Below are 14,723 nucleotides of genomic sequence, written 5' to 3' on the forward strand. Positions count from 1 at the left end.
GCAGAAATGAAAGTGGTCCGATGGGTAGAATAATCTGAATATCGGCACGTTTTCAGGCATAAATCGGTGATCTGTGCCACACTTGAATACGTTATGTGATTGAAACGACATCGGATGGGATCGATCCCGCTGGTGCATTGATAAGGAGACTTCAATGAAACTCGTGCCCATGCTAAGTGGTGTAGCTATTGCGGTGGCGTTGTCCGCCTGTGCCGGTAAAAGCGCCCAAGTGCCAGTACCAGCAGCCGACCCGAACGGGATTAATACCCTTTCACAGCAATCCATTCAGCAGCCTAATGTTTCCGGTACCATCTGGATTAAACAGAAAGTGGCGTTGCCGCCGGATGCGGTATTAACCGTAACGCTGTCTGATGCTTCTCTGGCCGACGCGCCGTCGAAAGTCGTTGCCCAGCGTGCCGTTCGTACTGAAGGCAAGCAGGCGCCGTTTAGCTTCGTATTGCCGTATAACCCGTCGGACGTGCAGCCTAACGCCCGTATCCTGCTGAGCGCAGCGGTAACCATCAACGGCAAGCTGGTCTTTATCACCGATACGGTCCAGGAAGCGATCAACAACGGTGGGACAAAAATCGATCTGAACCTGGTGCCGGTGCAGCAGACCGAAGTGCCGGTCGCACCGCAGACCAATCAGCCGTCTCTGCCAACTCCACCGACTCAGATGTAATTTCTGCATTTCCCCTCTCCTCCGGGAGAGGGGTCAATACACCCAGCGAAACTTCTGCAAATCGATCTGACCCGACCCTGACACCTGCACACCCTCTGAAAGTAATGCCTGACGCTGACGCTGAAGATCCGGCCCGGTGAGTGAAATGGCGCCATGACGGTTCACCACCCGATGCCAGGGCAGCGTACTGCCTTCCGGCAGCCGTTTCAGGACGCCGCCAACCTGTCGCGCCGCGCGCGGGGAACCGGCCAGACGCGCGACATCACCATAGGTGGTGACGTAGCCTTCCGGGATTGAGGCCACGATTTGCCATACGCGCTGTGGAAAGGAGTCGTGTTCGTCCATACCTTTACCTGTGGGGAGTTTCTGGAAAGCTATGGTAAACGAAGATCTTCATGATTGCTGCGCCTGTTTGCGCAAGAAACCAGCATCCGGTTGCTGGTCGCTTGCAATTGGGCTTTAGCACAGGGATAATGCGCCAGCGCGTTGGTTATCAACGCTCTCAATGGGGGCTCTGTTGGTTCTCCCGCAACGCTACTCTGTTCACCAGGTCAGGTCCGGAAGGAAGCAGCCAGGGCAGACGACGTGTGTGCCGGGATGTAGCTGGCAGGGCCCCCACCCATTTGTAGCCTCATAAGATTCTTCAGCTTCACCTCTCCCTCAAAGCATTACTCCACAATAAAACTACGCCTGTATCGTGTAATATATATTTCATTGCACTGAAATATTATTGTCATAAACCTGTAATAATAGACTGTCATTTTATAATCGGACGGTTATTTTGTTCCATAACTCAAAAAAATATATATCTGGATAACATTGTTAAGTTCGTGTATTAAATAAAGTACTTATTCCGAAGGGAAGTGACAAACATGGCTACAGCGGTATTAAACGTTAAGATTGATGACGCGCTAAAAGAAAGGCTTCGCCACTATGCGGAAGTCAATAACGAGAATTTAAGCGTGACGACAGAGAAACTGCTGCTGCTGGCGTTCGAAGCAGTAGAAGAGGCGGGAGTATCGGAAGAGGATATTGATAATCAGCATACGGAAGAAGAGAGTGTTTCTCCTTTTACTCCTAAAGAAATCAAGGCTCTACGTAAACTTCTGAAGAAGAGAAAATGAAACAACAACTGTCAACCGCCAGTGACTACAACGAGGCCTGCGATTTGTTGCGTTCAGGCTACGTGAAGCATGTACGTCTTGGCTGGAATGTTGGAAGCGATGAGTTCTTTCGTATTGCGTCTGACTGGTGTGATACCGGTGCAAAAATAAAGAAAGACGGTGATAACTTCGTTATTTCACTAAAAGGCTTTCCTATTCCTCCTCAACATTAAACCCTGACCAGTGAAAACTGCTGACTGCATATATTACAGTCAGCAGTTTTTATTTTATGATCTGCTTCAAATATTTTAATATTAGATCACGCTGCGTTTTAACGATGGCACGTTTTTATTCAGGGCGAGCCATAACGGTTTGATCCTCAGCAACGCCTGCTCAAGCTCTGTCGATTCGAGCGAGAAGGGCATCCGTAAATAGCGATCAAACGCCCCCGATAAACCAAATCGCGTCCCGGTTCCCAGGTTAATCCCGATTATTTCTGCCCGCGCGGCAAGCTGTGTCGCCAGCATGCCCGGAAGCTCTATCCAGTAAGAGAGCCCGCCTTCCGCCTCGTGGAATTTCCACTCCGGGAAATGTTCGCGCAGCAGGTCACCGCATCGATCGCGCCGTTCCGCCAGCATCTTCCGGCGTGCGGGCAGAAACGTCTCGCTGTTGTTAATGAGCCACTGCATTGCCAGCTGTTCGAGCAGCGGCGAGCCTAAATCCAGAGTATCCCGCGTCTGGGCAAGGGTGGCGATGGTGCGCGATGAGGCGCGGATCCAGCCGAGACGCAGCCCGCCCCAGAAGCTTTTTCCGGCAGAGCCTAAGGTGATGACGGTGGCCTGCGGGTTAAAGGCGGCCAGCGGTGGCGGGGGAGGCGCATCAAACCAGAGATCCACCATCGTTTCATCCACCACCAGCGCCGTGCGGGTTTGGGCTGCAATATCCGTGATGGCCTGACGGGTGGCGATATCCATACAGCGCCCGGTCGGATTATGAAAATCTGGCATCAGATAGGCCAGGCGCGGCGCCGTCTGGGCAAGCGTTGCGGCAAAGCCATCCGTATCCCAGCCGGTTTCCGGCAGCGACACCCCGACTGGCCGACACTGCGCCCCCTGAATGGCGGCAATCGCCAGCGGATAGGTGGGATGATCGACCACGACGCGGTCCCCCGGCCCGGTCATCATCCGCAGTATCAGCGCAAAGCCGCTGACGGCGCCATTAACCACCATCACTTCATCTGCGCGGGTGGGAAGACCCCGCGCGGTATAGCGCGCAGCGATGGCCTCCCGCAGCGTCGGTAGCCCCAGCTGATCGTAGCCCGTCAGCGAGAGATGCGGGGTAATGGCCGTGAGCGCATGGGCATAAGCCTGATGGATCTCCGGCCCGGCATTCAGGGCGGCAGTGGAGAGATCCAGTGCGGCGCTCGCCGCGGAAAGGGTGGGAACGGCGCGTGTGTCCGGGAGAATGACCCGCGACCCGCTGCCGTGGCGGCTTTCAAGGTACCCCTCTTCACGCAGGTGGGCGAGCGCGCTGCTGATGGTGGTTCGGCTCACGTCCAGCGCCGTGGCCAGCTCACGCTCGCCCGGCAGCCGCGTATTCAGTGCCAGACGCCCATCAAGAATTAACAAACGCAGCGCGTCGGCCAGCTGTCGCCAGAGCGGGGTGCGGGATGAGGCTTGCTGCCAGTGGCCTAAAAGGCGTACCAGAGACTGGCTTCCGAAGCGACGTGATGACATATGCAGTCCACTATTTGAAAACTGGACATTAATCATAGTGCCATTTTAGGTCAGGATGAAAGCCTGGTTCACTGGAGAAGATAAAAATGGTACGTCGTCTGCTACAACTCTATGTCGGTTTAGGACTGTATGGCCTTTCCACCGCAATGTTTATTCGTTCCGATTTGGGGGTCGATCCCTGGGATGTTTTTCACCTCGGGGTGGGGATGCAGCTGGGGATGACTATCGGGACGGTGATCATTTTAGTCGGCGCTGCGGTGCTGCTGCTGTGGATCCCGCTGCGCCAGATGCCGGGGCTTGGCACGATCAGCAACGTGATTTGTATCGGTCTGGCGGCGGACGCCAGCATGGCGCTTATCCCGGAGCTGGATTCGTTACCCGTTCGAATTGCTTTCCTGGTGTCGGGCATCGTGATGAATGCGATTGCGACCAGCATGTACATCGGGGCCGGTTTCGGACCAGGCCCGCGCGACGGCCTGATGACCGGCATTCACGCCCGGCTGGGGTGGTCCATTCGCAGCGTGCGTACCTCAATTGAGGTGTCCGTTCTGCTGATTGGGTGCGTGCTTGGCGGCACGTTTGGGGTGGGAACCGTACTGTATGCCCTGACCATTGGCCCGCTTATCCAGCTCTGTCTGCCCTGGTTCCGCCAGAAGCCACGCATTGCGGAAATTCCCCAGCCGGAGCGGGTTGTTTAATTTTGCGAAGCGCTCACATGTTTTAACGGCGTCGCTGTGCCAGAATAGACGCTTCGAAAATCGCGATGCCAGAAAGCATGAAAGCAATCACTCTCTATGATGTCGCCCTCCTTGCGGGGGTTTCTTATCAGACCGTTTCCCGCGTCATTAACGACGCGGAACATGTGTCTGCCCGCACGCGAGAAAAGGTGCAGCAGGCGATGGCGGAGCTGCACTACGTTCCTAACCTTCGGGCGCAGCAGCTGGCGGGGAAACGCACCCGTACGCTGGGCCTCATCACCACCGATCTGGCCCTGCACGCGCCTTCGCAAATTGTGTCGGCGGTCAAATCGCGTGCGGCGGAACAGGGGGCGAGCGTCCTTATCTCCATGGTAGAGCAACCCCAGCAGTGTCAGGCCGCGCTTCAGGCGCTGCTGGCACAGCGGGTGGACGCGCTGCTGGTGAATGTGCCGCTTGACGATCCGCTCGCCGAAGAGCTCGGGGCGCTGGCGTCGCCCGTCCCGGTGCTGTTCCTCGATGTGGCGCCCTCAGCGCGGGTAAACAGCCTCGTGTTTAACGCGGAGCAGGGGGCGCGTCTGGGCGTTGAGCATCTGCTTTCTCTGGGGCATCAGCGCATTGCCCTGCTGAGCGGGCCGGAAAGCTCGGTCTCTGCGCGGGCGCGCCTGGCGGGCTGGAAAGCGACGCTGGCGCTGGCGGGTCTTAACGCGACGGCTGTGGCCTACGGTGACTGGAGCGCGGCCAGCGGTTATGAGAAGGGACACGTGCTGCTGTCGGGTGCGGCATTACCGGACGCGATTCTGGTGGCGAACGATCAGATGGCGCTCGGGGTGATGCGCGCCTGCGCGGAAAAAGGGATCGCGATCCCTGGCCAGCTTTCGGTGGTTGGGTTTGACGATACCGCTGACAGCGCCTGGTTTTCCCCGCCGCTGGCAACCATTCGTCAGGCGTTTCGCGAGGCGGGCGAACGCAGCGTGGAGTGGCTGCTGGCACCTTCCGGGGGCGAAGCGTGCCGGCAGGTTCAGCTGCCGGTGACGCTGGTTACCCGTCATTCCAGCGCGCGCCGCAATCCGAAGCAGGCCGAACGCGAGGATCTGGCGCAGCAGCTCAGAAGCCTGGCACTCCTTGCCGAGCAGATTGCCCGCAAATAAAACTTTGTGATCGGACTCGCTACCCCGCGATTGAACGCTTTACCGTTGTCGGGTGCCAGGGCATGTTAACCAAAATTGTGAGCGCTTCGCAAAGAGATTACTATGTCCACCACTTCACCGCTGACCCTCAGCGCCATTCTGGCCCGTCGGGACTGGGAAAATCCTGGCGTCACCCAGTGGAACCGTCTGGCCGCACACGCGCCGTTACACAGCTGGCGCAATGAGCCCTCTGCCAGAGAGGACGCTGGATCGACCAGCAGGCACTATCTGAACGGAGTGTGGCAGTTTAGCTTCTTTACCGCGCCGGAACGGGTTCCTCAGGCATGGGTAACCGAAGATTGCGCGGATGCCGTTGCGATGCCCGTGCCGTCTAACTGGCAGATGCAGGGGTTCGACACGCCCATCTATACCAATGTCACCTATCCTATTCCCGTTAACCCGCCTTTCGTGCCGCAGGAAAACCCGACCGGTTGTTACTCGCTCACATTTGAGGTGGATGACGCCTGGCTTCGAAGCGGGCAGACCCGCATCATCTTCGACGGCGTGAACTCGGCGTTCCATCTCTGGTGCAACGGGCAGTGGATGGGCTATTCCCAGGACAGCCGATTGCCCGCCGAATTTGACCTCTCGGCGGCCTTGCGCCCCGGGCAGAACCGGCTGGCGGTCATGGTATTGCGCTGGTGCGACGGCAGCTATCTGGAAGATCAGGACATGTGGCGCATGAGCGGCATCTTCCGCGATGTGGCGCTGCTGCATAAACCCGAGACGCAGATTGCCGATTATCACGTGGTGACGGATCTGAATGCGGAGCTGGACCGCGCGGTGCTGAAGGTGGATGTCGCGCTGGCAGGCGCTGGCTTTGCAGACTGCGAGGTGGTCATGACCCTGTGGCGCACGGGTGAAAAATGCGCCAGCGTTTCCCGGCGTCCAGGATCTGCCATCGTCGACGAGCGCGGCAGCTGGGCAGAGCGGCTAACGGCGGCGATCCCTGTTGACCAGCCCGCGCTCTGGAGCGCTGAAACGCCAGAACTGTATCGCCTGACGATTGCGCTTCTTAACCCGCAGGGTGAGGTGCTGGAGGTTGAGGCGTGTGACGTGGGCTTCCGCCGCGTTGAGATCGGCAATGGCCTACTGAAGCTTAACGGTAAACCGCTGCTGATCCGCGGGATTAACCGGCACGAGCATCACCCGGAAAACGGCCAGGTGATGGACGAAGCGACCATGCGCCGCGATATCGAAATCATGAAGCAGCACAACTTCAACGCCGTGCGCTGCTCGCACTATCCGAACCATCCCATGTGGTACCGGCTTTGCGACCGCTACGGGCTGTACGTCGTTGACGAAGCCAATATCGAAACGCACGGCATGGTGCCGATGAGCCGCCTTGCTGACGATCCGCGCTGGCTGCCCGCCATGAGCGAACGCGTGACCCGCATGGTGCAGCGCGATCGTAATCATCCCTCGGTTATCATCTGGTCTCTGGGCAATGAGTCGGGCCACGGCGCGAATCACGATGCGCTGTACCGCTGGCTGAAAACCACCGATCCTACGCGTCCGGTGCAGTATGAAGGCGGCGGCGCGAACACGGCGGCGACCGATATTGTCTGTCCGATGTACGCCCGGGTCGATCGGGATCAGCCCTTCCCGGCAGTGCCTAAATGGTCAATCAAGAAATGGATCGGCATGCCGGACGAAACGCGCCCGCTGATCCTCTGTGAATACGCCCACGCGATGGGAAATAGCTTTGGCGGGTTTGCGAAATACTGGGAAGCGTTTCGCAGCCATCCTCGCCTGCAGGGTGGGTTTGTCTGGGACTGGGTCGATCAGGCCCTGACGAAACGGGACGAAAAGGGCAACTTGTTCTGGGCCTACGGCGGAGACTTCGGCGATAAGCCGAACGATCGGCAGTTCTGTCTTAACGGGCTGGTGTTCCCCGATCGCTCGCCGCACCCGGCGCTGTTCGAGGCGCAGCGCGCCCAGCAGTTCTTTACCTTTACGCAGGTCAGCACTTCTCCGCTGGTGATTGAGGTGCAAAGCGGCTACCTGTTCCGCCACACCGATAACGAAGTGCTGAACTGGACGGTTGCCCGGGACGGGGACGTGCTGGCCGCGGGCGAGGTGACGCTCTCGATGGCGCCTGAAGGCACCCAGCGTCTGGAGATTGACCTGCCGGCGCTGAAAGCCGTGCCGGGTGAGGTCTGGCTGAACGTTGAAGTACGTCAGCCGCGGGCAACGCCGTGGTCTCCGGCTGACCATCGCTGCGCGTGGGAGCAGTGGCCGCTTCCGGCTCCCCTCTTTATTGCTCCGCCAGTCCCGGCGGGCGAGCCGCCGGTGTTAACGCAAAGCGATCGCATTCTGGAGATCGCCCATCGTCAACAGCGCTGGCAGTTCGATCGCGTAACCGGAAACCTGTCCCAATGGTGGCGAAATGGTGTTGAAACGCTCCTTTCACCTCTGACGGACAACGTCAGCCGCGCGCCGCTGGACAACGACATTGGCGTGAGTGAAGCGACGCAGATCGATCCGAACGCCTGGGTTGAACGCTGGAAAGCGGCGGGCATGTATGAACTCACCTCGCGCGTTCTGCACTGTGAGGCACGGCAGCACGCAGGCGACGTGGTGGTCACAACCCAGCACGTGCTTGAGTATCGCGGCAAAGCCCTGTTCATGAGCCGTAAAGTCTGGCGGGTGGACGATCGTGGCGTTCTGCATGGCGATATTCAGATTGACGTTGCGTCTGATATCCCTGAACCCGCGCGCGTTGGCCTGAGCGTTCATCTTGCCGAAACGCCGGAAAACGTTCACTGGCTGGGGCTGGGGCCGCATGAAAACTACCCGGACAGAAAGCTGGCGGCGCAGCAGGGTCGCTGGACATTACCTCTCGAGGCCATGCACACGCCGTATATCTTCCCGACGGAAAATGGTTTGCGCTGCGATACCCGGGAACTTGTGGTGGGAACGCATCAGCTGAACGGCCGGTTCCATTTCTCGGTGAGCCGCTACGGCCAGCAGCAGCTGCGTGAGACAACCCATCATCATCTGCTGCGCGAAGAGCCGGGATGCTGGCTCAATCTCGATGCGTTCCATATGGGCGTGGGCGGCGACGACTCCTGGAGCCCCAGCGTCTCTCCGGAGTTCATCCTGCAGACACGCCAGCTTCGCTATACCTTCAGCTGGCAGCAGAACCCTTAGCTGACCATGAAGATGCGGCCACAGAGCGTGGCCGCAGTCTTACGCCAGAATGCCGCTCAGGCCATGCAGGCTCATGTAAATCCCTACTACGGTAATCAGCGCAGCGGAGATCCACGGCGCTTTACGGGATAATTCGCTAAACCCGGGCCAGCGTTTGGTCGCGTGCTTGAGGCTTAAGGCCGCAATCGCGCCGGAAGCGACCAGCGTTAACGCCAGACCAATGCTGAAGCTGAACACCAGCGTCGCGCCGAGGGCGAAATGCTTCAGCTGCAGGCAGATCAGCAGCACGGTGATGGACGCCGGACAGGGGATAAGCCCGCCGGTCAGGCCAAACATCACGATCTGGCCGGTGGTGACGTTTTGACCGCTGAAGCGCCGGTTAATATCCTGCGCGTGAGCGCGCTGGTGGGCGTCCTGCCACTCTTCTTCAACCAGCGAGTGTTCGTGGTGGTGGTGGTGATGATCATGATGGTGGTCATGGTCATTGTGGTGGTGATCATGGTCGTGATGATGATGATCGTGCGGCTGGCTCTCTTTCCAGGTTCGCCACGCCATCCACAGGGCGATCGCAACGATCAGCCCCCCGGAAATCAGCTGGAACCAGGGTTCGGACGTGTGTGCATCCCAGCCCCGACCAAACCATAATCCCGCCATCGCAACGAGCCAGACCACCGCCGTATGGGAGAGCGTGGCCGCCAGGCCGAGCAGCACCGCCTGTTTCAGCGTGCCGCGGATGGCCACGATAAAGGCGGCCATCATTGTTTTTGAATGGCCCGGTTCCAGGCCATGTAGCGCACCGAGCAGGATAGCGCTGGGAACAAACAGCCAGGCGTTGCCCTGCTGAAGGAGTGAAGCAAAATCGGTCATGGGAAATTCCGGAGTGGAAAGCGTGCGGAGATACTACTCCCCCCCAGTAGTTCAATACTACCCCCCAGTAGAAAAATACTCAGGGGGAGTAGAGCGTGATATGCTTTAAAAGCCAAAAAATAAGGGATACAGAGATGTCACATACCGTTCGAGACAAGAAGATGTTACTGACTCGCCTGAAGAAAATTCAGGGGCAGAGCACCGCGCTGGAGAAAATGCTCAACAGCGATCACGAATGCGCCGAGGTGTTACAGCAGCTGGCGGCGATCCGCGGGGCGGTCAATGGCATGATGATGCAGGTGATCGAAGGGCATTTAACCGATCATGTGGTGAAAGAGCCTGAAGAAGCGCAGCGTGAAGCCGATCTTGGCGTGGTGTTGCGGGTGATGAAATCCTATCTCAAGTAGCGTGCGTGCCGAGGTTATTTTCTGCCCAGAGAATAAATTCCGTTTTTGGCAGCGCTTTGCTGTAGTACCACCCCTGCCCGTACTGCACGCCGTGTTGGTGTAGCCAGGCGAGTTGCCCTGCGGTTTCGACGCCCTCCGCCACCATCGCCAGCTTCAGCGACTTCGCTATTTCAATGATGTGCGGCGTCACGTTTTTATACTCCAGCGCATCCACGAACGATTTATCAATTTTTAGCGTGTCGACGTCCAGATCCTGCAGATAGCTCAGGCTGGAATAGCCCGTGCCAAAATCATCAATATAGACAGGGTGGCCTGAACGGCGAAATGCGGCGATAGCCGGTGCGCTAATTTTGGGATCGGCAAAGCCGCGCTCGGTGAGCTCCAGGGCGATTTGCCGGGGGTGGATCTGCCACTTGTTCAGGAGCTGGCTCAGCAGAGGCGGCAGGATGCCGGAGGTTAAATCGGCAGGGGCGAGGTTAATGGAGATATGCTGATCCGGATAGCGTTGCAGCCAGTGGCCCATATCTTCAAACACCTTTTCGATGACTAACTGTGTCAGCTTCGAGATGAGCCCCGTTTGCTCGGCAAGGGGGACAAAAATATCCGGCGAGAGGCAGCTTCCGTCCGGCTGTGGCCAGCGCGTCAGCGCCTCAGCGCCCACAATTTTTCCGCTACAGAGCGCCACGATGGGCTGATAGTGCACCACAAAATCCCGGCTGTTAATGGCGTCAAGCAGGCGATTGCGCGGCGACTGGATACGCCGCAGGATCCGCAGGACAAACAGTGCGGCGAGCAGGCTTATCAACATGCCGAACGGTAACCAGAAAAGAAGCTGCCGGTGCCAGGTTTCAGCCAGCGGTTTGAGCGTTGCCCATGCAACGACGGTAAATCCAAGCTCAGGTACAGACTTCATAACGTACATTGAACCGTTGTACTGCACGCTTTTCACACCCCGCTCCTGAACCATGTCGCGGATGTGAGAGTCGAGCTTGCTGCTGCTGGCAAATATGCGGTGCGTTGCGCTTCCTACCAGGGCGGCATCAATCGCTATCTCGCCGAAAGGGATCACGTCCACCAGCGAGGCAGGATCGATCATGACAAGGTAGTGGCCTTTTCCCAGCACCGTCATGTAGCGGTTAAACCCAAGATCGTTTTGCGTGGTCAGCCACGCGCTGTAACCATCTTCGGTAATGCGCATTGGAGGAGGGAAAGGGGACGCATGGCTGGTTTGCTCCAGGGAGGAGCAGAGCGGTCGAAGGTTGTCGATATAAATCACTTCCTGGACATATCGCCACGAGAAAGCGACCCGGCGCATTTCCCGCAATTGCAAGGGGCTACACGGCACGCCCTCAAAGGCCTGCAGGTGATCGAGCGCTTCTTTTGCCTGATCCACAACCCTGTCGGTGCGTACCAGCACGCGGGAGGCATAGTTATCCAGCGCATCGGCGAATTTATCTTCCGCCTGGCGATGGGCCAGCCAGATGCTCAGGCAAATGGGGACCAGCACAGAAAAGATAAGTACGCCAGTCACCAGACTGACCAGATGTCGGGTTTTCATGCTGTCGTGTCCTTCCTCGTATGCCCGTTCCTGGGCATTGAGTTCCCTGCCTGAAAAGAAAGATTTTACCGCGAAATGATATAGTTATAGCACGTGGTTGGCATGGTTTTCATTTTATCTCAGGCATACGAGAAATTATCGTCAGAAGAGAGGGGTTGTTTTTTCAACCTCGCCTGGATATTATTTTGTTATGTTATAACAAAACATAAAGGATTTACGATGAAACCCGATATCCACCCAGCCTATCGCACCGTGGTATTCCACGACACCAGCGCTAATGAATACTTCAAAGTCGGCTCAACCATTAAAACCGACCGCGAAATTGAACTCGACGGTGAAACGTATCCGTACATCACCATCGAGGTTTCTTCAAAATCGCACCCGTTTTATACCGGTAAGCAGAAAACGTTCTCCACGGACGGCAGCGCAGCGCGCTTCCGTAAGCGTTTTGGCGGTTTTCTCAATGCGAAGCGGGGCTAACCATGCAGGTACTTAACTCATTACGCAGTGCAAAGCAGCGTCACCCGGATTGCCAGATAGTCAAACGCAAGGGACGCTTATACGTGATTTGTAAATCCAATCCGCGCTTTAAGGCGGTTCAGGGACGTAAAAAAAGACGCTAAACGCGCGTTTCTCGCCAGCTTTCCAGGGATCTTTTCTGTTTGCCATCGGCAGTAAAATTGTCGGTGGCAAGCCAGCTTTCAAAGGCGTTAGCCAGCGCCGGCCATTCTTTGTCGAGAATCGAAAACCAGTCGGTATCCCGGTTACGGCCTTTTATGACCAGCGCCTGGCGAAAGCGTCCTTCAAACTGAAAGCCCAGACGCAGCGCCGCTTTACGGGAAGGTTCGTTCAGGCTATTGCACTTCCATTCATAACGCCGGTACCCCAGGGTATCGAATACGTATCGCATCAGCAGATACTGCGCTTCTGTCGACCCTGGCGTGCGGCTTAACAGAGGAGAGAAGTGAACGTGCCCCACTTCCACGACCCCGTTTTTAGGATCGATCCGCATCAGGGACAGCGTCCCGACAGGAGACTGGGTCCGGTTGTCCATAACGGTAAAGTGGATGGGATCGGATAACTCACTTACGCTCGCCACCCAGTCGGCAAACTCCTCTGCGGTGGCATCGGGTTCACGCAGCAGCCACGTCCAGCTGCGGGTATCTTCGGCCAGTGAATAGGCGGAGAACAACGCGTGGGCATGCTCCACGCGCAGCGGCTCAAGCCGACAATAGTGACCCTGAAGGACCACCCGGGACGGGTGCTGACGAGGCTGCCAGTCGATAAGGGCTTCGCCTACAGGTTGTCCAAACTCGTTGAAAGTATTCATCTTTATTTCCATGACGTTGAAAAGATCTCCAGATTAGTGAATTGCTGGTTCCTTAAAAAGAACCACCAGGGTATGTTTTTCTGGTACCACAAGGAGGGAAGATGAATATACCGGGTGATGAGCTTTACACTTTGCTCCATGCTGCGCTGAAAAAGCGTGGGCAGGAGACGCTTCAGCGCGCGCTCTATCTCGCTTTGCGGGAGGCCATACTGAGCGGAAGGCTTCGGTCCGGCAGCCAGCTGCCCGGTTCGCGAACGCTGGCGCAGCAGATCTCGGTTTCCCGAAACACGGTCAATGCGGCGCTGGACCAGCTCACGCTCGAAGGTTATTTACTGCGTAACCGTCAGGGGACGCGGGTGGGGCAATTCGCTCATCGTACGATTGCCCGGACATTGCCGGATCCTGACGTCAGTCTGACAAAACGGGTCGCCCTGCTGCCCGCGCCCGTGCCGCGCGACACCCCGGTGATGGCGTTTACGCCGGGAACGCCTGCCATTAACTATTTCCCCTTGCCGCTGTGGCGGCGATTGTACGATCGTGTCCTGCGCGAGGAGGGAAGCGCCCTGTTAGGCTATGGCGACCCGGCCGGCGAGCCGTCGCTGCGCGCCGCGATTGCCCGGCATCTCGCCCTGTCCCGCGGTATCGACTGCGACGCCAGCCAGATTGTGATAACCGAAGGGGCGCTTGAAGGCGTCAACCTCTGCACGATGCTGTTAAGCGAGCCTGCCGATGTCGCCTGGGTAGAAAACCCCGGCTATAGCGGGGCAAAGAGTGCGTTTGTTAAAACTGGCCTGGCAATGACGGGAATACCGGTAGATGACGAGGGAATGTGCTGGGAAGGGCTGGATGCGCCTGCGCCCTCAATGATTTTTACCTCACCTTCGCATCAGTTCCCTTACGGGAGCGTGCTCAGCGCGCGGCGGCGGCTGGCGCTGCTGGAGCTGGCCCGGCAGCATAACGCGTGGATCATTGAAGACGATTACGACAGCGAGTTCCGCTATGCCGGTGAGCCCGTACCGGCGATGCTGGGAATGGTCAACAATGCGCCCGTTGTGTATCTGGGGACGTTCAGTAAAACGCTGTTTCCCTCGCTCAGAATGGGGTTCATGGTGCTACCGCCAGCGCTGGCGAAAGCGGCTCGCCCGGCCATCGGCTCGCTGTTGCGCGGAGGGCATCGTGCGGAGCAGCGTACCCTGGCGCTGTTCATTGAAGAAGGTCACTATGCCCGTCATCTTGCCGCCATGCGTCGGCTCTACCGTAAACGCTACCGCCAGCTGCGGGAGGTGCTGAGCGCAGAGCTTCATTCTCCGCATCGCATTCTGGCAGGCGAAGGGGGAATGCATCTGACGCTGGCGATAGACGGTATTGACGACCAGAAGCTGGTGGAGCAGGCGAGGGCGTTTCAGCTGGCACCCGCTGCGCTGAGCGGGTACTACCTGGAGGCGAAGCAGGGGCAAACCGGTCTGGTTTTAGGTTACGGCAATACCTCTGCTTCTCAGTTTGCGCCGGGGATCCGACGCCTGCAGGCGTTAATTACGCAGCAGCAGGGCGGGAAAGGGTAAAAACATCATAGAATGAGAGCTGACCTTTGGTGGAGACCATTTTCTGCAGCTTCTCTTTTTGCCCGGCTTCAACCGCCGGAGAGTGCATGATGTTTTCGATCAGCTCCTCTGGCACGTAACGCGTGTTGTACCATTCGCCGTTATAGCAGACCCGGAAATCGAGCACGTCGATATCTTCGTAACGGTAGCGCGGATTCACGTCGAAAAAGAAAAAGGCGTTAAAGACGACAAACAGTACAACCAGCAGCCAGACGGAGTCCACCAGCGTTTCGGACTTCAGCATCACAATAAGCGTCGCCAGCCAGGCGGCATACATGGCGACAAACAGTCCAGGATGTTTGCGAATAAAGCTAATGCTAAAGCGCGGGCGATTGTCGCGCTTTTCGCGGAGGTTAAGATCGTCGATGGTGGCGGTAAGCAGGCGCTGTATCTCGGTCATT

15 protein-coding genes, 1 other RNA gene and 1 pseudogene are annotated in these 14,723 nt (G+C 57.6%); 11 read left to right on the forward strand and 6 right to left on the reverse strand.

What is annotated here, in order from left to right:
- Window positions 1-154: 154 nt before the first annotated feature.
- Entirely contained in the window at window positions 155-682 is a 528-nt protein-coding gene (locus NWV12_RS04805; RefSeq protein WP_008503301.1) for a YbaY family lipoprotein, read from the forward strand.
- A 33-nt stretch (window positions 683-715) separates the two neighbouring features.
- Here the strand turns inward: NWV12_RS04805 and NWV12_RS04810 are convergent.
- Window positions 716-1,113, reverse strand: a pseudogene (locus tag NWV12_RS04810) (MGMT family protein).
- A gap of 84 nt (window positions 1,114-1,197) precedes the next feature.
- Here NWV12_RS04810 and ffs point away from each other — a divergent pair.
- The 3 genes from ffs to NWV12_RS04825 all read left to right on the forward strand — a co-directional run bounded on the left by ffs (window position 1,198) and on the right by NWV12_RS04825 (window position 2,018).
- Window positions 1,198-1,294: signal recognition particle sRNA small type (gene ffs / locus NWV12_RS04815), an RNA gene on the forward strand.
- A gap of 260 nt (window positions 1,295-1,554) precedes the next feature.
- Window positions 1,555-1,806, forward strand: coding sequence for a hypothetical protein (locus NWV12_RS04820; protein ID WP_023310587.1), 252 nt, complete (start codon window positions 1,555-1,557; stop codon window positions 1,804-1,806).
- A complete protein-coding gene (locus NWV12_RS04825) occupies window positions 1,803-2,018 on the forward strand; it encodes a hypothetical protein (RefSeq protein ID WP_023310588.1) in 216 nt (71 codons plus the stop codon). The genes NWV12_RS04820 and NWV12_RS04825 overlap by 4 nt, the downstream gene beginning before the upstream one ends.
- An 81-nt stretch (window positions 2,019-2,099) precedes the next feature.
- Here NWV12_RS04825 and NWV12_RS04830 read toward each other — a convergent pair whose 3' ends face one another.
- Entirely contained in the window at window positions 2,100-3,521 is a 1,422-nt protein-coding gene (locus NWV12_RS04830; RefSeq protein WP_048978933.1) for a PLP-dependent aminotransferase family protein, read from the reverse strand.
- A gap of 86 nt (window positions 3,522-3,607) precedes the next feature.
- On the opposite strand from NWV12_RS04830, the gene NWV12_RS04835 reads away from it, so the two are divergent.
- The 3 genes from NWV12_RS04835 (at window position 3,608) to NWV12_RS04845 (ending at window position 8,559) form a co-directional block, all read left to right on the forward strand.
- Window positions 3,608-4,219, forward strand: a complete 612-nt coding sequence (locus NWV12_RS04835) for a YitT family protein (protein ID WP_023334724.1) — start codon at window positions 3,608-3,610, stop codon at window positions 4,217-4,219.
- A 77-nt stretch (window positions 4,220-4,296) separates the two neighbouring features.
- On the forward strand, window positions 4,297-5,367 hold the full coding sequence (locus NWV12_RS04840) for a LacI family DNA-binding transcriptional regulator (protein WP_048978932.1): 1,071 nt from the start codon (window positions 4,297-4,299) through the stop codon (window positions 5,365-5,367).
- Between the two features lie 102 nt (window positions 5,368-5,469).
- Window positions 5,470-8,559 (forward strand): beta-galactosidase, encoded by a 3,090-nt coding sequence (locus NWV12_RS04845; RefSeq protein WP_048978931.1) that lies wholly within the window; start codon window positions 5,470-5,472, stop codon window positions 8,557-8,559.
- A gap of 39 nt (window positions 8,560-8,598) precedes the next feature.
- Here the strand turns inward: NWV12_RS04845 and NWV12_RS04850 are convergent, their stop codons facing one another.
- Entirely contained in the window at window positions 8,599-9,426 is an 828-nt protein-coding gene (locus NWV12_RS04850) for a nickel/cobalt efflux protein RcnA (RefSeq protein WP_048978930.1), read from the reverse strand.
- 134 nt (window positions 9,427-9,560) lie between these two features.
- Between NWV12_RS04850 and NWV12_RS04855 the strand changes: the two genes are divergently transcribed.
- On the forward strand, window positions 9,561-9,833 hold the full coding sequence (locus tag NWV12_RS04855; RefSeq protein WP_023310594.1) for a metal-sensing transcriptional repressor: 273 nt from the start codon (window positions 9,561-9,563) through the stop codon (window positions 9,831-9,833).
- Here NWV12_RS04855 and NWV12_RS04860 read toward each other — a convergent pair.
- On the reverse strand, window positions 9,826-11,391 hold the full coding sequence (locus tag NWV12_RS04860) for an EAL domain-containing protein (protein WP_047061248.1): 1,566 nt from the start codon (window positions 11,389-11,391) through the stop codon (window positions 9,826-9,828). The genes NWV12_RS04855 and NWV12_RS04860 overlap by 8 nt on opposite strands.
- A 219-nt stretch (window positions 11,392-11,610) precedes the next feature.
- On the opposite strand from NWV12_RS04860, the gene NWV12_RS04865 reads away from it, so the two are divergent.
- Both NWV12_RS04865 and ykgO read left to right on the forward strand, forming a co-directional pair.
- Window positions 11,611-11,871 (forward strand): type B 50S ribosomal protein L31, encoded by a 261-nt coding sequence (locus NWV12_RS04865; protein WP_010428154.1) that lies wholly within the window; start codon window positions 11,611-11,613, stop codon window positions 11,869-11,871.
- Between the two features lie 2 nt (window positions 11,872-11,873).
- Window positions 11,874-12,014, forward strand: coding sequence for a type B 50S ribosomal protein L36 (gene ykgO / locus NWV12_RS04870; protein WP_003859006.1), 141 nt, complete (start codon window positions 11,874-11,876; stop codon window positions 12,012-12,014).
- On the opposite strand, the gene NWV12_RS04875 is transcribed toward ykgO, so the two are convergent.
- Window positions 12,011-12,721, reverse strand: coding sequence for a GNAT family N-acetyltransferase (locus tag NWV12_RS04875; RefSeq protein WP_048978929.1), 711 nt, complete (start codon window positions 12,719-12,721; stop codon window positions 12,011-12,013). The genes ykgO and NWV12_RS04875 overlap by 4 nt on opposite strands.
- A 101-nt stretch (window positions 12,722-12,822) precedes the next feature.
- On the opposite strand from NWV12_RS04875, the gene NWV12_RS04880 reads away from it, so the two are divergent.
- Window positions 12,823-14,283, forward strand: a complete 1,461-nt coding sequence (locus tag NWV12_RS04880) for a PLP-dependent aminotransferase family protein (protein WP_048978928.1) — start codon at window positions 12,823-12,825, stop codon at window positions 14,281-14,283.
- Here the strand turns inward: NWV12_RS04880 and NWV12_RS04885 are convergent.
- Window positions 14,255-14,722 carry a YlaC family protein gene (locus NWV12_RS04885; protein ID WP_023310598.1) on the reverse strand — a complete coding sequence of 156 codons (468 nt, stop codon included), beginning with the start codon at window positions 14,720-14,722 and terminating at the stop codon, window positions 14,255-14,257. The two genes, NWV12_RS04880 and NWV12_RS04885, sit on opposite strands and share 29 nt — an antisense overlap.
- Between the last annotated feature and the right edge of the window lies 1 nt (window position 14,723).

Source organism: Enterobacter sp. Crenshaw, assembly GCF_024734705.1.
Taxonomy (GTDB): Bacteria; Pseudomonadota; Gammaproteobacteria; order Enterobacterales; family Enterobacteriaceae; genus Enterobacter; species Enterobacter asburiae_B.